At 63.0% G+C, this 18,906-nt stretch carries 15 protein-coding genes; 13 read left to right on the forward strand and 2 right to left on the reverse strand.

Going from position 1 to position 18,906, the window contains the following annotated elements; translation table 11 throughout:
• Positions 1-24: 24 nt before the first annotated feature.
• On the forward strand, positions 25-1,020 hold the full coding sequence (locus GQY20_RS15370) for a DUF2493 domain-containing protein (protein ID WP_157217997.1): 996 nt from the start codon (positions 25-27) through the stop codon (positions 1,018-1,020).
• Positions 1,021-1,106: 86 nt separating this feature from the next.
• On the opposite strand, the gene GQY20_RS32595 is transcribed toward GQY20_RS15370, so the two are convergent.
• Positions 1,107-1,457, reverse strand: coding sequence for a hypothetical protein (locus GQY20_RS32595; protein WP_232476066.1), 351 nt, complete (start codon positions 1,455-1,457; stop codon positions 1,107-1,109).
• An 880-nt stretch (positions 1,458-2,337) separates the two neighbouring features.
• Between GQY20_RS32595 and GQY20_RS15380 the strand changes: the two genes are divergently transcribed.
• Positions 2,338-3,531 (forward strand): hypothetical protein, encoded by a 1,194-nt coding sequence (locus GQY20_RS15380; protein ID WP_157217998.1) that lies wholly within the window; start codon positions 2,338-2,340, stop codon positions 3,529-3,531.
• 181 nt (positions 3,532-3,712) lie between these two features.
• Positions 3,713-4,228 carry a Fic family protein gene (locus GQY20_RS15385; protein WP_232476067.1) on the forward strand — a complete coding sequence of 172 codons (516 nt, stop codon included), beginning with the start codon at positions 3,713-3,715 and terminating at the stop codon, positions 4,226-4,228.
• 242 nt (positions 4,229-4,470) lie between these two features.
• Here GQY20_RS15385 and GQY20_RS15390 read toward each other — a convergent pair whose 3' ends face one another.
• On the reverse strand, positions 4,471-5,220 hold the full coding sequence (locus GQY20_RS15390) for a hypothetical protein (protein WP_157217999.1): 750 nt from the start codon (positions 5,218-5,220) through the stop codon (positions 4,471-4,473).
• Positions 5,221-5,444: 224 nt separating this feature from the next.
• Between GQY20_RS15390 and GQY20_RS15395 the strand changes: the two genes are divergently transcribed.
• The 10 genes from GQY20_RS15395 to GQY20_RS15435 all read left to right on the forward strand — a co-directional run bounded on the left by GQY20_RS15395 (position 5,445) and on the right by GQY20_RS15435 (position 18,906).
• Positions 5,445-6,776: a hypothetical protein gene (locus tag GQY20_RS15395; protein WP_157218000.1), complete on the forward strand. Its 1,332-nt coding sequence runs from the start codon at positions 5,445-5,447 to the stop codon at positions 6,774-6,776.
• Positions 6,777-7,113: 337 nt separating this feature from the next.
• A complete protein-coding gene (locus tag GQY20_RS15400; RefSeq protein ID WP_157218001.1) occupies positions 7,114-7,413 on the forward strand; it encodes a ribbon-helix-helix protein, CopG family in 300 nt (99 codons plus the stop codon).
• Positions 7,410-9,440: a type IV secretion system DNA-binding domain-containing protein gene (locus GQY20_RS15405; protein WP_157218002.1), complete on the forward strand. Its 2,031-nt coding sequence runs from the start codon at positions 7,410-7,412 to the stop codon at positions 9,438-9,440. Before GQY20_RS15400 ends, GQY20_RS15405 begins: the two co-directional genes overlap by 4 nt.
• The gene (gene mobF, locus GQY20_RS15410; protein ID WP_157218003.1) at positions 9,437-12,388 is read left to right on the forward strand and encodes a MobF family relaxase; all 2,952 of its coding nucleotides are present in this window, start codon (positions 9,437-9,439) and stop codon (positions 12,386-12,388) included. The genes GQY20_RS15405 and mobF overlap by 4 nt, the downstream gene beginning before the upstream one ends.
• A 61-nt stretch (positions 12,389-12,449) precedes the next feature.
• On the forward strand, positions 12,450-12,917 hold the full coding sequence (locus GQY20_RS15415) for a lytic transglycosylase domain-containing protein (RefSeq protein ID WP_157218004.1): 468 nt from the start codon (positions 12,450-12,452) through the stop codon (positions 12,915-12,917).
• A gap of 584 nt (positions 12,918-13,501) precedes the next feature.
• Positions 13,502-14,188: a recombinase family protein gene (locus tag GQY20_RS32175; RefSeq protein ID WP_198350990.1), complete on the forward strand. Its 687-nt coding sequence runs from the start codon at positions 13,502-13,504 to the stop codon at positions 14,186-14,188.
• On the forward strand, positions 14,125-15,051 hold the full coding sequence (locus GQY20_RS32180) for a recombinase family protein (protein WP_198350991.1): 927 nt from the start codon (positions 14,125-14,127) through the stop codon (positions 15,049-15,051). Before GQY20_RS32175 ends, GQY20_RS32180 begins: the two co-directional genes overlap by 64 nt.
• A gap of 214 nt (positions 15,052-15,265) precedes the next feature.
• Positions 15,266-15,958 (forward strand): class I SAM-dependent methyltransferase, encoded by a 693-nt coding sequence (locus GQY20_RS15425; RefSeq protein ID WP_157218005.1) that lies wholly within the window; start codon positions 15,266-15,268, stop codon positions 15,956-15,958.
• A gap of 66 nt (positions 15,959-16,024) precedes the next feature.
• Positions 16,025-17,821, forward strand: a complete 1,797-nt coding sequence (locus GQY20_RS15430) for an aromatic amino acid ammonia-lyase (RefSeq protein ID WP_157218006.1) — start codon at positions 16,025-16,027, stop codon at positions 17,819-17,821.
• A complete protein-coding gene (locus GQY20_RS15435; RefSeq protein WP_157218007.1) occupies positions 17,818-18,906 on the forward strand; it encodes a DUF917 domain-containing protein in 1,089 nt (362 codons plus the stop codon). The genes GQY20_RS15430 and GQY20_RS15435 overlap by 4 nt, the downstream gene beginning before the upstream one ends.

Here is an 18,906-nt window from a genome sequence, read left to right on the forward strand (position 1 = left end):
ACCTCTTTCAAAAAGGAGGTTCCAATGACGACAATGTTCCGGTCCACCCGTTCCTTCACCGAGATCGCCGACCTGCTCGCACAGGAGTCCGGCGAGCCCATCGACAGCTATGCCGCCGCCTTCACCGAAACGAGCGCCACGGTCCGGCTGGCGGCCACCGACGATGCCATCACGAGCGACATGCCCGACGCCCTGCAGATGCAGCTGGGCGTCGAACTTCTCGTGACGACGCTGTTCGACCTGCTGCGGGATACGCGGCTCGAAGCCGTCGCAGAGCGCCTGGCCTGGGGCGTCGTCCACAGCTTCCACAAGGTCAGCCAGCAACTCGAAGGCGAAGCAGACCGGGCGGCGAAGACACTGGGCGAACGGGTGCGCGAGAATGACGGAAGCGAGATCAGCACGATCGAAATCGAGGAGATGCAGACGCTCTGCCACGGTCTCGACGAGGCACAGGAAGCCGTCGCCTGCATGCGCGATCATGCCGCGCAGATGTTCCATGCCGAAACCGGCCGGCCCTGGTCAGCCCCGCGCGCGACGCTCACCAGCAGCAAGCGCACGGCGTCGGTGATCGCAGCCCATGACTTCCTCGCCGCCCGCCGGCAGCGCCGCATCGAGGCCAAGGCGCCAACCGGGCCGGTGGTCATCTTCTCGGGCGGACAGGAGTGGGAGGATCATGCCCGGATCTGGGCGCTTCTCGACCAGGCGAAGGCGCGCATTCCGGCGATGGTGCTGGCGACGACGGCGCAGGAAAAGGGGTGCGACGCCATCGCCGCAGCCTGGGCCGCGCGCAGCGGGGTCAAGCTCATCGCTTTCACCCTCAATCGGAAACTGGGGCAACGCGCCGGATTCGCCCGCAATGAGGAGCTGCTGAAGCTCAAGCCGGTCGAAGCGATCGTCTGCGAAGGATCGGGCCTCCAGTCCCATCTGGCGCGGATGGTGCGGGATGCTGGCATACCGCGGCACTTCCTCCTGAAGGCGAAACAGCAGCGTGATGAAAGGGCCGCGCGCGCGGCGGCGTGAGGCAGGGAGCCGACGGAGGTCGTGAGGGCTTCGCCGGCTCCCCCTTTTTGTGAGAGGTCGAAGATCGCCGGGCTCGGGAGCCCGGCCTAATGGCCGGGTCCGTCGCCCGACGATGCGGCGGCCTCGGGGGTCGCCGGCCTCCTGCGCGCGGCTCCGCCGTGCTCGTCGCTGGGACGCCGTTCCGGCGACTTTTGGGGTGGCTGGCCGTGAGCCGGAAGCGCCTTGAGCGCAGCAATCGCAGCCAGGCCGCCGACCCGAATGGCCTGTCCCACCACATCGCGAAATTCGCGCTCGCTGAGCGTTTCGACGGGCAGTTCGGTCGCAAGCACGCCATAGCGTGCACGCACCGCACCGCGCACCGTCTCGGCTTCGCGGGCAAGGCTTCTCTGGTCGGCTTCGATCTTCGCGAGCCGTTCGCGGTCAGTCATCTTGGGCATTCTCGACTCCTTGGAAAAGGAGGTCTGCCCGCCACGCTGTCTTATCCTATGAGCGCCCTGGCCTTGCAACGGCTTTGGTTGCCGGCGTTCCGCCGGCGAAGGCACAAGGCCCCTCCGGGGTGCCCCGCGCCTGCCGGCACGAGCCGGCGCAGCGGGCGAGCCGCTGCGGAAGGCAGGACGCACGGCCGAGGGCCGTATCGGAATGCACCGTACGCACGGGTGCTGCGAGCCGATTATCTCGTTCTTTCAGCGGTTTAGGCCTGTCCGACGCGTCCCCCACGAACGCGGCTCAGTGTCAGACATGGCACCCAGGTTGGCGCGCGGCGCGAGTAAGATACTGATCTTGAACTATAGTTCTGTCTGACAGGTCCGACACGCGCGCCGGCGGACTTGCGTCTGGGCAGCCGCCGGCCGCGCGCGAGCCTGGCATTCATCGTGGCGCACAGAGGCGATATTCGGCAAAAGGGGGACGTGCGAAACGAACAAACCCCGACCCGCAAAAGGTGCGCCGCTATCCAACGATGAACTCGGGGAAGCCGCCGAATCGCTTTTCAAACTGCTCTGCGATCGCGCCCGCCTTCACTGCAACAAGAGCGGGCGGGACCGAGCGGGCTGGGACTTCGTCGTCGACTTTCCCTTGCCAGAATCCGGAGGGACTATCCCTCTCGATCAGCGCCAGAAGACACGCTGCAACATCCAGTTGAAGGCGTCGGCGTCAGGAAACCGCGCGGTCTCGCTGAAGTTGTCGGCCGCCGAGCAACTCGCGAAGGACGCCCAGCCAGCCTTCATCGTCCACGTCCGCCTCCGGCGCGATGGGGAGCCGTTGAAGGGCTATCTCATTCATCTGCTTGGCGATCCCCTGGCGAAGCTGCTGCGCCGCTTGCGCGAGGCCGAAGCGCGGGGACGACATGATACCCACAACCTCAAGATCAGCTTCGACCACCGCAGGCACGGCCAACCATTCGATCTTACGCCGGACGGGCTTCGCAATGCCCTTGCCATCGCCTGCGGACCTGATCCGGCCACCTACGTCCAGGAGAAGCTGCGGCAGCTGCATGAGCTCGGATACGAAGACGCGCGCATCGTCGGCAACGCCCTGTTCCGGGTTGAGAGCGAAGATCATCTCTCGCGCGTCCTTCTGGGAGTCGAACCGCTGCGACCCGTTCGTCTTGAAACCTTCGACACGCGCTTTGGCATTCCGATTCCCTATGCCTCAGATCTCTTCAGCGAGCTTGAGGAGATCATGGTGGAGCCCCCGAGCGCCGGTGTCTGCGTCATCGCGATCACGGGGCCACCGCTTGCCCCCGCAGCCATATTTAGGACGGAGATGCTGTTTGCGCCGCCGTTCGACGGAGAGTTACGGATGCTCCTGCGGCACCCCGACATCAGCGTCCGCTTCAAGGAGACCGACGTCGCCTACGAGGCCGAGTGCGTCTTTACCGACCGGGCGCGCAGCCTGGCCGACATGGTGACCCTGTTGCGCGCACTCACCTATCTGGGATCGGGCAAGGCGATCATGTCGCTGACCGGCGAGGGGGGAAGTTTCGGTCCCATCCGGCAGCCGCTGAGCACCCCGCTGACCGGGCCCTATCTGGAGGATCTTCCCGCGCTCGCGCGTCTCGCGTCGGATTGGCAGAGCCTGCTCGAGCTGGCCGGCATCTCCTCGCAAGCGGAGCTCACCATGGATGATCTCTGGTCCGCCCATCGGGCTGCGCTGGCGGCCGACCTCCTGCTGCATACCGACAAGAAAGCAGGCTTCGCCTTCGACCGGAACGAGCTCGTGGGCATAGCCGACAGCGTCAAGGCGATCTATTTCGATAGCTGCCAAATCGCTGGCGAGGGGATCAGCTATAGCGTCGAAGTGACGCTCGAAGCGACCGAGGCTCAGCCGGACGTCTTCCGGTCCGTCGAGTTCAATCCCATCGAGGTTCGGCCCAAAGTGGCGGACCTCAATGACTATATGGACGACCTCGCGGACCGCTTTGGCCCCGGCGTCATGATCCACCCAGACCATGTTCGCAGGGTCGATCCGTCGGAGCTTGAGGTGCCCGATGTTCGGGTGCGTGAGGCCTGAAGGGTCGGTGGCGGAAGTGCCTAAATCGATCACGATGCCGGTCTGGCAGCTGCATGAGGCGCCAGACTATGACCGCGTCATGGCGCGCGAGTGCGCCGCGCTATGCCTCCGGATCCAGAGCGATCCGGCCTTCCGACGCGACTTCCTTCATGATCCTCGGCCCTGTCACCGAGACCTGTTCATGCGCTTTGCCCCAACGTCCTTCCCCGAATATGCCGGGACCTATCGAGGAACATCGGGAACCACGCTCGAGCATCGGCCGATCCACGCAACGAGCATCACCGACGGGAGCAAGCACTTCGCATTCGCACCCCCCGAGCAGGTGCCGGCGCGCGCAGCGCAACTCCTTGCGACGGTGGAACGCGAGCGTGAAGATGCGCGTACGGCTGACCCGTACGTGCAGCTTCTTCACCTCACCTATCTCTTCGCCTGGTTCGGCGCGATCCATCCCTTTCTCGATGGAAATGGACATATTCAGCGCGCGTTGTTCGCAGCCGCAGCCGCAGAGCTGGATATCCCTGTCTCGAACCGCTTCGCCATTCATCCTCGAAGCTATGACCGGCTGCTTGCGTCTCAACTGGAGCTCTTTACGCGCGGCGGCGGGACGACATACCAGCTCGCGGCCATCGCCGAATATCTGGCCTTTTGGCTCAGTGGCCCTTTCGACCGACCCGGGAGCGGGATCCCTAACCTGTGAGCATTGGACCGGCAGCTATAGGCGCTAATCTAATAGGCCTGTCCGCCCTCGGCGCGGACTACCGTGTCAGCTGCCAGTCACCAGTCGACCAACTTACGCGTGTCGATTCAGCGGCTGCAACGGCACGTACGCCAGAAGCGGTCATTCGCGCGCTTGTAACTTCCCGGGCAGCAAGACGTCTCAATTTCAGCGGTTCAATTGGCCTGCCGCTGATCCCAAAAGCGGGTGCTCTGGGACACGCCCTACTCAGGCTCGACGCTATCCGCTTCTCCTGGAGAGATTCCGCGCTCGCGCTGTTTCTGCGCTTCCTCAAGAATAGCTGGCTCGTAAACCCGCATCAGCGTCAAGGCAGCGAACACACGGTCCCACAAGTTTGCCGAATTAACACCTGGCGTCTTGCGCCGCGCGTAGGTGAACAGCGATTCGGCGCGTGCGTAGAGGGCGGCAGCCTGGATGATGTGGATCGCCAATAGATCGGTGTTGATGTCAGTGCCAGACACCAAGGGCCGGGTGCGGGCGGAAAATATCTGGGCTTCACGAAGGATGCTTTCGATGCGCTCGGCAACGTCCTCAGCATCGGTCAGCTCAACGATCCTTTCGAGCGAATCAAGAAGTTCGTACGGAAATGGCGGCAGGTTGGCAGTTACGGGTTGGACCGAATTCGGATCATGGTCTTCAGGATAGAGCTTTGCCGCTGCTGGCCACGCTGCATGTAATGCCTCGCCGGCCTCTTGGGCAAACTCACAAATCGAACTCAATGTCGTCGGCAGCGACGCGCGAGCTGCTCGCAACCTTGCTGTTCGCTCACGATCAGCCTGATCCTTGATTGCTGCGATCTGGTCGCGCGCAACTTCGATCTGCAACCTCGCCGCGTTGACCTGCTTTTGCGCAAAACGGGCCGCATAGAGCGCCGCTCCCACAGCGAGGAGCCCGGTAATCAGTGTCTGGAAATCGTAAATCCAGTGTCCCACCGTGAGGAAAAAGCACGCCACGCGGTCGCCCCCTCTCTGATGCCCCGGGGGGGACCTATCACAACGTAGCGGGACGCTACAGCGACGGTCATGAATTGTTTCCGACCAATCGTTACGAAGCCTATCGAGTCCTTTGCCCCGCGGGTATATGCGTGGTCGCAATCACTCATGAAGAGTGGGGACCATTTCTCAAATGGTCGGGGGCAACAATAGAATCGCATCCATCGGTGGAGGGATGGGAATTCATGTCGGAACGGGTCTCTTCAACGCCACAGTCGCCCCTGGGCCGTGCATATCTGCTCTACCGCCGACAGGTAATCTCTGCAGCACCGATCATGCAGTTTGTCCAGGTGGAGGTTCTTGATGCCCTAGCGCGCCTTTCTGGCGATCTCCCCACCGCGGCTTTTGCCGAAGCCAGCGGGGCGCTGGGCTACTTGCTCGCGGACCCCGCGCTGGCGTCCGATCCGGAGAAGCAGCGCACCTTCCACATGTACTATCGCACGGCCGAGAATGCGGCTTTCCCCGCCACGGCTGCTTACCTGGCGGAATGCGGAAAACTTAGCGGTCTGACCCAGGATCTCAGTCTCACCGCGATCGACTTGCCTACGCTCCGCACCATTGATGAGAAGGCCCACAGCGACCCCGCATTCAAAAACTTTGTCGGTCAGCTCTGCGCAAAGCTGGGAGAGGTGCAGTCAGCGCCGGATGCTAAGGCCTATGCGCAGTTCTTCGAAATCTATGGCGAGGCGATCGTGATGCTCCTTCTTCGGGCGCGCAAGGTCCGCGTCAAGCGGCTCCCGGAAGCGAAGACGTCGATGCCAGACTTCGAGTGCGAGACTGACGATGGAAAGCGGTTCTTCATCGAGGTCAAGTCACTCGATGTCGTTGACGGAATCTACCGTCACAAGGAAATGCTTCATGACGCGCTCGACAGTGAGGTCGAGCACGAGCGGCAGCGAAGGCAAGGGAAGCGGATAACAGCCTCCGAGCGTGAAATCGCGCCTTACAGGAAATCAGGTGCCGACCCCACGTACGATCCGCGGTCTCTCAACCGCGTGATCGATACACTTCGGAGCAAGTGGCGACAGGCATTCAAGGCCTCGCAGTTCGCACAAGGGCCAACATTCGCTTTGGCTGTCGTCGATCGCTTAGTGCTGCCAGCCTCACAGGATGATCTCGCGCCATACTATTTTGACGACGCTCTCGATGGCGGCGTCTCGAGCGGCGTTCTATGGCAGGCCGCTTTTGGGCGCGAGGGCGGGCTTGTCCTCCGGAGGCCCGACTTTGCTGGAAAACCGGGCGTGGAGGGCATCATCACGGCCCCCGGCATCTTCGTCGACGACACTCAACCTTTTGACGCGGTGGGCATTATCGTGCTCGACGTCCATGGCGGACAACGGCTCGCCTTTGGCTTGGCCTCGCCGCATTCGATCAGCGACGATTGGACAGCCGATGATACCGAGGGTGTTCTCGGAAGCTTCTGCGACTTTTGGAACGATGCTCATCACAGCAGAGGCTTTGAACTGGCACGTAGGGTCAATCCCGTGGCCGTCTCTGACGCCAAACCATTCCGTTAGGAGCAGTTCGCTCCATTTCGACCGGTTGCTTAAATGGGACGAAACGACCATCGACCGGACCTATTGCTGGCTCTTGCTGAGCATCGCTGACCCGCTGCTGTGCATTGGGATCATCGAGCTTCTCTTGTCGCTTCCGGTGGCAGTCAGGAAACCGCTGGTTGTAGTCTGCTGATAGGAGCTGGCGTTTGACCATCCGCTGTGAACTCGCTGGAATGTCTCAAACTCGGTCGCTGACTACAACGCCAACCGGGGCTGGGTGATTGAGTTGGACAACGATCGCTGCTAAGAAGGGGGCGCTTCACGACAGTCTGGTCGAGCTCCGAACAGGAGCATCGACATGGTTCGCATCAGTGTACGCGTGGAAGCCGCTCTTTATGAACGGCTTCACAAGCGCGCGTCCGGCGCCGAGCTGTCCTTTTCCGCCTTCATTCGCTCAGTGCTCGAGCAGGCGGCTGATCCGGGCGGGCGTTATATCTACTCGTCGCAGGACGAGATCCTCGCCACGTGCATCCAGATCTTATCGATCCTTGCGACATCCGTCGGCAATCGCGCGCCCGACACGCTCGCCAAAGGAATGGAGGAGGCCAAGAACCTGCTCCGTCAGCGCGGCCTGCTCGATCCGGAGCAGGACATATGAGCATCTTCCGCAACGACACGCTTGGTTCCTGGACGAGAGGCGGGCAGGCGATCGTCCACAATGTCCGCATGACCACCCAGGTCTTTTTTCAGACGGTCATCGCCGGGCTGGTGCTTTGGGTGATGGGCACCATCTGGTGGGCACTTGAGCATACGACCGCCTATCAGCGCTACGTGCTGATGAAGCTGGTGGAAGCGAGCTTCAAGACGGACGCCGCCCCCGGCACCAACGACCCCGTCCATTTTAAGACGCCTGCCGGTAAGGCATATTGGACCTCGGCCGACTGGCTGATGGCGTCATCGCTGGCCGAGCGCACCCTCCATTCCTTTGAAGTAGCGCTCATTCACGGGGCGCTCGTCGCGGGCGCGCTCGCCTTGTTTGCGCTCGGCTGCGCTTGGTTCACCTTCACTAGGACCGGCCGCGGCCTTGGGTCCAACGAATATCTTCGTGGGGCACGCTTCGGCACGATCCGCCAGGTCCGCCGACTGCTGCGGCGCCATCGCAAGGGCAGCTTTTCCATTGGCGGCGTGCCTGTGCCTGATATCTTCGAAACCGAGCATGTCCTCCTTTGCGGGGCGCCCGGAACCGGCAAGACCAACCTCATCGTCAAGATGCTGGATGGAATTCGCAAGGAGGGCAAGCGGGCGATCGTCTACGATACGGCCGGCACCTTCGTGGAGAAGTTCTACCGCGCCGACAAGGACATCATCCTCAACCCGCTCGATCGCCGGACGAGCCGCTGGTCGCCGTGGGGGGATGTCCCGCGCGACTATCATTACGATCAGATCGCGGAGTCGACGATCCCCGACAAAACGGGCGATCCCTTCTGGGCAAAAGCAGCCCGTGGCACCCTGGTGGCGGTTCTGCGGAAGCTAGCCCGGGAAAAGGAAATGCTGGTTTCCATCCTTCTGGACCGGCTGCTACGCTCTAAGCTCAAGGATCTCGCGGCGTTCGCGGCCGGTACCGACGCGGCGGCGTTCATCAGTCTCGAAGGCGAGCGCACATCCGCGGGCATTCAGGCAGAACTGGCCTCCGTGATGCGCTCCTTCTCCTATTTGGACGACACCCGCGAAGGGCTCTCTATTCGAGAATGGGTCGAGAACGAGAATGGCGATGGCTGGCTGTTCATTACGGTTAAGGCCGACCAGCTCCCCTCGCTGCGGCCGCTCATCACTGTCTGGCTCGACATCGCCATCTCGGCGATCATGAGCCTCGCGCCCGATCGGGACCGCAGGCTCTACTGCGTCATCGACGAGCTGCCGACGCTCCAGAAGCTTCCCTCGCTCTCCGACTTCCTCGCGCGGGCTCGCAAATATGGCGGGTGCGGGATATTGGGCTTCCAGTCCTATCCGCAGCTGGAGGCCACCTATGGCATCCAAGATGCTGCGGCGATCACGGGCTATTGCTCCACTTGGGTTGCGCTCCGGGCGAACGACACCCCCACGGCCAAGCATGTGTCCGAAAACCTCGGCCAGGTTGAGCAGGTCGAAGCGAACGAGGGCATGTCCTACGGCGTCAACGACATGCGCGATGGCGTGAACCTCTCGCGGATGCAGGTCACCCGGCCGTTGGTGATGCACACCGAGGTCACCAACCTGCCGAACCTCTCGGGCTTCCTCCGTTTCGGTCGCAATCTCCCAGTGGTTCGCTTCGCCGACACATTCAACAAGGTGGAAACGATCGCCGAAGGCTTTATCGAGCGCGACACGCCGCCCCAGCGCGATACAGATGGGCGCTCGCTGATCGAGGCGATCCACGCCGAAGCGAAGTCTGCTGAAGGCGAGGGGGAGCTGAACCCTCGGCCCAGGCGGGGCCGGGTCAAAAAAGAGCTCGATCTGTTCGATGCGCGTGGCAAGAATGCGCCGCCGCCATCCGAGCCTGCATCCCGGCACGACGCCCAGCCGGATCCACCTCCCACGCCGCCGCCGGCGCCCGCCATGCTCGCACCTAGCCGCGGGCGAATCCGGATCGAAGTTGATGTCTATGATCGCAAGGATGGGCCGGTACGGCCTGCAAGACCCGCATGATTCACCCCCGCCGCCTGAAGGGCACCGCCACCAATATCGCCCGCTACTATACTGTCGGTGATTACTACTCGAAGGGCTCGGAGGAGCCTTCGGAATGGGGCGGCGCGATCGCAGCGGAGCTCGGTCTGAAGGGCGCCGTAGACCCGCAGCAGTTCAAGGAGATGCTCGCAGGTAGCGTGAACGGCCAGCAGCTTGGTCGCCACCGTGCGGATGGGGAAATTCAGCACCATCCAGGATGGGATTTTGCCGTCAACGCCCCAAAGTCGGTGTCCATTATGGCCCTGGTGATGGGCGATGATCGGATCGTCGCCGCCCATGAAAAGGCGGTCGGAACAGCGCTCGATTATCTCGAGGAGCATGCGGCCCTTCGGTGGCGCGAGGAGGGCGAGATCGTCCATCAAACGACCGGCCGCCTCCTTTTCGCGCGCTTCACCGAACATGCGAGCCGCGAGCTCGATCCGCACCTCCATACCCATGTCGTGGTTCTCAACATGACCAATGGCGCCGATGGCGAGCCGATGGCCAGCCTCGAGAGCCGCGCCATGTTCGCCGAGCAGATGGTGGCGGGACAGGTTTATCGTAACGCCCTCGCGCATGATCTGCGGCAGCTTGGCTTCGCCATCGAGGCTGATCCCCGCACTGGTCTGTTTGAGATCGGGGGCGTCCCAAAGAGCTTCATCGCCGAGACGTCTCAGCGTGCCGAGCAGATCGAGGCCCATGCTCGTGAACATGGCCTTACCGGCCAGGCCGCACGGCGCATATCCTTCTACGAGACTCGCGGCGCCAAAGAGAAGATTGGCCTCGAGACGCTCAACGCGCAATGGGCGGCCCGCGCCGAGAAGCATCGGTCCGCCCTGGCGGCAATCGTCTCCTCGGCTCAGGCTAAAGAGGACAAGGAGCACTCGGTCGACGGGGCAACGGCGCGGCGGGCGACGCTGTTCGGGATTCGGCAGGCGGAAACCCGGGAGGCGGTGAACAACCTAGGGAACATGCTCAGGCTGGGTCTAGCCTCGCATGTGGGCGAGGTGCGGCTCGACGATATCCGGCCTCTGATCGCCGAGCATGAAAGGCGGACGAAACTTCTGACAACTCGCGCTCCGACCGGCGATGCCATATTGACTCGCGGTCGGACGACCCGGCGAACAGCCAAGCTGGAGATCGCACTCTCCCAGCATCTGGCGCTCGCACTCGACGATGCTCGCCCCATCGCCTCGGCCGATCGGCTGCTAACCGCATTGGAGCGATCCAGCCTGACACCGCATCAGGAGCAGGCACTCGTCACCATCGCGGCCGCGCGCGATCGCATCACCGGTATCCATGGAGTCGCCGGCGCCGGAAAATCCACCCTGATACGGACGCTCAAGGAAGCCGCCGAGCCGGGCACCATATTGGTCGCTTTGGCACCGACATCTTCGGCGGCGGCCAATCTGGGCCAAACCGCAGGGATCGAGTCGCGAACGGTCGCGAGCCTCCTCGCAGGCGGCGGCAAGGGCATCACCGAGGCCCATGTCCTCGTCGTCGATGAGGCGGGCCAGCTGGGCAATCGGCAGGCACTGCGCGTGCTGGAGATCAGTCGGACCACCGGCGCCAGGGTCATCCTCCTCGGCGACAACAAGCAGACCGGCGCGATCGAACAGGGGAAGGCTTTCTGGCTGATGCAGAGGCTGGGATTGGCGATGGCCGAACTGACCGAGTCGCTCCGCCAGGAGACCCGATCGATGAAGTCGGCGGTGACCCAGGCGCGGCTCGGAAATTACTCCGAATCGCTCGGCCATCTCGACAAGGTCGAGAGCGGTGACAGCGCCGAGAATTTGGCACGAGGCCTTGTCGCCGAATGGACCCGTCTCAGGCCGGAAACCCGCGCGACCACGAATATCCTGGTGCTGGAGAATGCCACCCGTCTCATCGTCAACACTCAGATCCGGGAGACGCTGAAGCGGGAAGGCGTGATAGCCGCCGAGGACACCCGCCTGCAGGTGCTCACGCCGGCTGGGATGTCAGATCAGGAAAAGCACTACGCCCGCTTCTACTCGGGCGGTCAGGTCGTCACCTTCTCTCGCGGCAACGCCGCTCTCGGGCTCGCGCGCGACTCCGAATATCGCGTCGTCGGCATCGGCCGCGACGCCAATGGGCGGCAGATCGTGCGTCTGGTCGATGAGAACGGCCGGATCATTCGATGGGATCCCCGACTTGGCCAAGCGCGCCACATCAATGTGTTTCAACGCGACGAGCGCGATCTGGCTCAAGGAGACCGCATTCAGTGGCGCCTCGTGAACAAGGATCTCGATCTCAAAAATGCTGAGCGTGGCACGATCGTCCGGCTTGACGGGACCGTCGCGACGATCAAGTGGGACCGCACAGAGCGTACGCAAGCGGTTGATCTGGGAGAGCATAAAACCTGGGATCATGGCTATGCCGAGACGGTGTATTCGTCTCAATCCAAGACCTATGCCCGGGCCTATGTTCTGGCCCCGGTAAGCTCTCCGCTCGTCAACGGCCAGAACTATTACACGGCAATCACGCGTGCGAGATACGGGGTAAAGCTGTGGACCGAAGATCCCGAGCGTCTCGTAGATCGGCTTCAGCGCTTCAGCGGCGAGAAGACTTCAGCGCTCGAGGGGTTAGGACGACTCGACCGCGATAGCCGCGACAGGTTCGCCGAGCGCCATCGCGACACGCTCGATCGTCTGCGTTCCGAACAGCACGACATGAGAGCCGAGCGACGGGACGTGGCTCTTGTGGCCAGACTGGATCGCCAGAGTGGCCCACCCGGAATCTCACAGCGTCTCGCGACAGGCGCGCGATCCATCGCTGAGATGCTCGATAGCTTTCTCGATCGCGCGCTTGGGCAAACGGCGAGTGAACGATCGCCGAACGACCATCAACCGACAGTCCAGCACGACAGGGAGGCGCCCCACCACGGGCAAGTCCATGACTTCGACCATTGAACGAGGCCCTCGAACCGACCGACTCACAGCCGCCGCGAGAGTTTGGCGCTGGAGCACGTCGTTGGCGCTACTCCTCCATTTGAGCGGGCCTGCGCAGGCGGAGGATGTCAATTCACCTGAACCTGAACTTCGTCGCTGCATCACCGCGGCCTCTCAAGGCCGGCCTTGGCTGGAGAGAACCTTGTGGGGTTTGCGCGACCAAGAGGGAGGATGGATTGGTGCTGAGGTGCCGAACAGCGATGGCTCGCACGATCTTGGCCCGTTGCAGGTGAACAGCTGGTGGGTCGAGAAGCTCGCCGCCGCCACCGCACGTCCCGCGCGGCAAGTCCGCTGGTGGCTGATCCACGACGCCTGCTTCAATGTGGCGGCCGCGCGCTGGATTTTTCTTTCAGGCCTCCGCGCCACCGGCGACTACTGGAAGGCGGTAGGCGTCTACCACAGTCCGACACCATGGCGGCAACGTTGGTACGCCGATGCGGTCGCGGGAAAACTTCGCCGCCGCTATGGAAAGGACGTCTTCGCACAATGACGTCTTCACCTCACGGGGGAGAAAACAGGATCTCTCCCATGGCCTGGACGGGCCCGCCGGCTCTCTTATCGTGAGGCGCTCCAAGTCTGGCCGTCGGAAGGACGATCCTGTCAATGCGGGGCCACCCGCTCACATGCCGCCATCGCGGCCGGGCGACATTGATGTCCAACCTCCTCAAGTTCCCCCATGCCTCCGCCCGGTCGATAGCCGCAGCACCGCAAATAACCCGGAAACGGTACGTCCGATACGCCGGAACAAATTTTCAGAAGGACTGATCGCCGATGCGGTCACGATTTTCTCTGAGCGCCTCAGCCGGGCCGTTTCGCGAGAGGAAGCGCTCAGCTTCCTAGGCGATCTCACCGACTTCTATCGCATCTTCTTATCCGGATCGGACTCGACAGGGGGGAGTTCGCGCGCCGCGAAAATCACCGAGAGAAAAACCTTATCTGACGAATAGGCCGGAGCTGACCAAGTCGGATTTTTTCTTGTCTTACATAAGGGGAGGTGGGGTTGGAATGTGAAGGGACGTTTAAACGATGGCTAGACCACGATCGAATTCGACCAAAAAGGGCAGGAGCGCGCATTTGGCCGCTTATGGCAGAAAGGCGGTGCTATACGCGCGTGTGTCTACCGCAGAGCAGGAACGCGAAGGCTTCTCAATCCCCGCGCAGATGAAATTGCTCCACGAATATGCCGCCGTTCAGAGCATTAGCGTGGTGAGCGAGCATATTGATGTGGAAACAGCCAAGCGAGCTGGCCGAACCGAGTTTGAGGCGATGCTTGCCTATCTGCGTCGGCATCCCACGGTTCGCATCATCCTGGTTGAAAAAACTGATCGCCTTTACCGGAACCTCAAGGATTGGGTGACGCTGGACGAGCTCGATGTCGAGATCCACCTCGCCAAAGAAGGGGTCGTGCTCTCCAAGGACTCTCGCTCATCCGAGAAGTTCATGCACGGGATCAAGGTCCTGATGGCCAATAATTATATCGACAATCTGTCCGAGGAAGCCCGGAAGGGAATGTCGGAGAAGGCAGCCCAGGGCTATTGGCCGTCATTGGCGCCGCTCGGATATCGGAACGTCAGGAGCGAAACTGGAAAGAAGGTCATTGAGGTAAATCCAGAGGTCGCTCCAATGATCATCAGGTTGTTCGAGCTTGCGCAACTGGCGATTATTCGACCACCGATCTTGTCATCAAGGCAAGGGAAATGGGCCTGCGCTATCGTCGCAGCCAACTTGAAGTTCGAAAGAGCTCAATCCTCTACATCTTGAGGAATCGGCTCTATACGGGGACTTACGAGTGGAACGGCAATCTCCATCAGGGCCTCCATACGCCCCTCATACCTCATGCGTTATGGGAAGCCGCCCAAGCGGTTCTGGATGGGCGTTCGGCTGCGAACCTGCGCGCCCGCCCGAAGGACTTTGCCTACACGGGCCTAATGACATGCGGCCATTGCGGCTGCGCCATTGTCGGTGAGATCAAAAAAGGCAGGTATATCTACTACCACTGCTCCAAGGCGAAAGGGAGGTGTCCAGAGCCCTACGTCAGGCAAGAGGCGCTTGATGATCACTTTGCGGCGTCCCTGAAGCGCATACGGTTGGACCCTGCGATCTTCGCGTTGATCCAGAAGGCACTTAAAGAGAGCCACGTCGACGAGCAACGGGAGCGCGACGAGCAACGACGCCGACTGATGATCGAGGCCGACGCCCTTCAGAGTCGTATGGATGTTATCTACCTCGATAAGGTGGACGGCCGCATTTCGGCCGACTATCACGATCGTATCGTGAAGCCCTGGCGCGAAGAGCGGGCGAGGGTGATCCGCGACCTAGAGCACTTGAATAGCGTTGACGAAGCGTACAGCGATGATGGCGTCGCTTTGCTGGAGGTGGCCACAAACGCCCACAAGGCGTTTGCCTCGATGGCGCCGCACCATAAACGGCGAGCACTAAAACTCGTTGCTTCGAACTGGTCGTGGGCCAACGGTCGCCTAGAGACGGTGCTCAGGCAACCATTTGATATGATTGCCGATTTTGGAAAGTCGACGCACGCCAATCCCGCGACAAAACGACCCCATAATGGGCAATCTGACGATTTGGTGACCCCTACGGGAATCGAACCCGTGTTTCAGCCGTGAAGCAACCACTCGTAAGGCGTGCGGGCGCTCGATCCCGGGCTGGCCATCGCGGAGCCATTCGCCATTCAAGTGCTGCGGGCCCTGTGCGATTTTGTTTATGACCCAACGCGGCGGCGTTGATGGAAAAGCGACGTCGCGCGGTCTTGGCGACGGGCCGTGCAGTTTTTAGCCTTCGCATCTGCAGCAATACCGAATCGATCGCGAAGGAGTTGCCATGACGACCAAGGATGCCGCCGATCTTGGGGAAATGGCCCGCGTGGAGGGGCTGCTCGCTGCGCTGGGGCCGGTCGAGGGCAAGCGCATCATCGACATCGGATGCGGCGAGGGCGTGATTGCGCGCGGGCTGGCGGCGGCCGGAGCCAGCGTTCACGGATATGATCCGTTCATTGCTCCTACGGAGGAGATTTCGGAGGGTGCCGGTTCCTATCGGCTGCTACAGGCGCGCGCCGATGCGATTCCCGAGCCGGATGGTTCGGCGGATGCGGTGCTGTTCGTTTTTTCACTTCACCATGTCCCGCGGTCTTCGATGGGCGCCGCGCTCGCTGAGGCGAAGCGGCTCTTGAAGCCGGGCGGCAGCCTGTGCGTTGCGGAACCGCTGGCCGAGGGGCCGGCGCAATATGTGATGGCGCCCTATCATGACGAGACGGAGGTGCGCGCCAACGCGACGCAGGCGCTTGCGGCCCATGCCGCACCGGCCTTCGGCAGCGAGACCATATTCTTCTTCTCCGAAGGGCGCAGCTATGCCGACTTTGATGACTATGCCGCGCAGGCGATCGGCAACATGCGCTACAATGACTATCGCGAGACGGATATCGTGAATGACGAGGTCCGCGGTCGTTTCGAGAAGATGGCGGCGCAATACGGAACCCGGTTCGAGCAGCGCGTGCGCGTCAATCTATTCGCCTGAGCGAGGGGGCGCAGGCCGCCCTCGCCCCGTGCCGCCTTACGTCCCCTCATCCGGAGAAGCCATGCCATGTTTCGTTTCCTGCTGACTCCGGTTCTCGCCATTGTTGCATGCGCATTCGCTTTGTCACCCGCCGCAGCGGCGGCGGCCGATCCGCCCCCCTACCACGCGATTACGCCGTCGATGGCCGGCAAAACGGTGGTGCTGACCGGGCATGACCTCACGCTCGATCAGGTGATCGCGGTCGCCCGCTACGGCTCCAAGGTGCAGGTCACGCCCGAGGCCAAGCAGCGGATGAAGGACAATTACGGGCTGCTGCTGGAGGGATCCACCGAGGGCGTCTCGATCTACTGGTTCAACCGCGGCGCCGGCGGCGCGCGCGAGACGGTGATGTTCGCGGGCAATCCCGAAAGCCCGGAAAATTATCCCAAGGTCGCCGATACGCAGATGCGCGCCTTCCGCGGCGGCGCGAGCGGCGGCTATGGCCCGGAGATCGCCGACGAGGAGCTGGTGCGCGCGATCATGGTGATCCGCGCCAATGCGATGACCTGGAATGCGCCGAGCCCGGGGCTCGCGCAGATGCTCGTCGATCTGATCAACCATCGCGTCACGCCGGTGGTGAATTCGCGCGGCACGGTGGGCGAGGGCGATCTGGCCGCGCTCTCCAACGTCGGCGCGACGATGGTCGGCGCGGGCGATGCCTATCTCGACGGAGTGCGCATGCCGGCGGCGGAGGCGCTCGCCAAGGCGGGGCTCAAGCCGATCATCCCCTTCGCGGCCGACAATAATGCGCTCACCAGCTCCAATGCCTATGCGACGGCGCAGGCGGCGCTGCTCGTCTATGACGCGCAGGCGATGCTCGAATGGGCCGACATGGCCTATGCCTTCGATCTCAACGGGATGAACTCGTCCGTCACGCCGCTGTCGCTCGCGGTGCAGGCGGACCGGCCGGATCCCTGGCTCAACTGGCATGCCGGCAAGATCAAGGAGATGATCAAGGGCAGCTATTTGTTCGGCGCCGATCCGCAGCGCATCATCCAGGATCCGGAGAGCCTGCGCGCCTCCTCGATCCGCCAGGCCTCGGCGTGGAAGGCGTGGAGCCGGCTGCGCGACAGCGTGCTTTTCCAGATGAACACGTCGGATCACAACCCGGTCGTGAAGGTCGGGCTCAAGCCCGAGGACAGCTGGGAGCTCGCGACGCCGCAGATGATGCGCTACTACGTCAAGGGCGGCCCGCAGAGCGGTGGCAAGTCCGGCTACATCTTCTCGAACGCCAACTGGGATCCCTATCCGCTGGCGAACGAGGTGGAGGCCTTCTCGCTCGCCGTCGCCAATATGGATGTGGCGATCGTCCATCGCCTGCAGCGTTTCTCCAATCCTTTCTTCACGGTGGTGAAGGCGGCGGACTATCTGCCCAAGGGCGCGGGCTATGGCGGTTCCGGCGGCTACACGCCGGTCGATCTCTGGCAGGAGATACAGAGCCTCGCAGTGCCGATCGCGGCCGAGGGCAACAGCATGGGCGACGGCGTCGAGGAGCTGCAGGCGCAGACGCGGCTGAAGACGGCACGGGCGCGCCAGCTCGTCGAGACCACGCTGAGCCTGATCGGCTTCGATCTCAACAATGGCGCCCGCTGGATCGACGTGCGCAAGGCGCAGGATCCCGCGCGCAGCTTCGGGCCCGGCGTGGATGCCGCCTGGGCGGCGTATCGCAAGGTCGTGCCGCTGGTCGGCGACGCGCCGGGTGGCCTGCCGCAGAACCAGAATGCCGCGCAGATCATGGAATTCCTGAAGGGCACGCGCGCGACCAGCTTCTTCCCCGGCCCGGCCATGCCGCCGGGCGAGCCGGTGGCGCTGGTGCGCTGGTGAGGCGCCGGCTGACGATCGACGACGTCGAGCCGGCGGTTCGCGGCGGCTCGGTCTTCGCCTGCGGCGGGGGCGGCTGGGCGGATCATGGCCGTATGCTGGGGCGCGAGGCGATGGCGGCGGGATCGCCCGAGCTGGTCTCGATCGACGAATTGGCCGACGATGCCTGGATCGCCACGGCTGCGGCGATCGGCGCGCCGGCTGGAACCACACAGTGGGAGATGCGGGGAAGCGACTATGTCCGCGCGGTGGCTTTGCTCCAGGAGGCGCTGGGCGAGCCGCTGGCCGGATTGATCATCGGCCAGAACGGCATGTCGAGCACGCTCAACGGCTGGCTGCCTGCGGCGACGCTCGGTCTCGCCGTGGTCGACGCGGTCGGCGACATCCGCGCGCACCCGACCGGCGACATGGGGTCGCTCGGCCTGGCGGGCAGTCCAGAGCCGATGATCCAGACCGCCGCCGGAGGCCATCGCGCGTCGAACAGCTATATCGAGCTGGTGGCGCGTGGCGGCACCGCGAAGGTCTCGCCGATCTTGCGCGCGGCGTCCGACATGTCGGGCGGCTTCATCGCCAGCTGCCGCAATCCGATCCGCGCCGGCTATGTCGCAGGCCACGCGGCGCTCGGCGGCATCTCGCGCGCGCTCGCATTGGGAGAGGCGATACTGGAGGCTGAATCGCAGGGCGGCGCTGCGGTGGTGGATGCGATCTGCGCGATAACCGGCGGGACGATCCTCGCCCGCGGCCGCGTCGTCTCGAAGCAGGTGCGCTACACGCCGGAGGCTTTCGACATCGGCACGATCCGCCTGGAGGGCGAGGGTCGCGGCTGCACCCTGCACGTCATGAACGAATATATGGCCGCTGACGATCAAGACGGCACGCGGATCGCGACCTATCCCGACGTGATCACGACGCTTTCGCCGATGGGCGAGCCGGTGAGCGTCGGCTGTGTCGAGGAAGGTGCCGAACTGCTGCTGTTCCACATCGCCAAGCCGTTGATCCCGCTCAGCGCTTCGGTCCGCGATCCGAGCGTCTATCCCGTCGTCGAGCGCGCCCTCGGCATTCCCATCGCTCCTTATGCGCTCGCTTGA

Origin of the sequence: Flavisphingomonas formosensis (genome assembly GCF_009755815.1) — a bacterium.
Lineage (GTDB): Bacteria > Pseudomonadota > Alphaproteobacteria > Sphingomonadales > Sphingomonadaceae > Flavisphingomonas > Flavisphingomonas formosensis.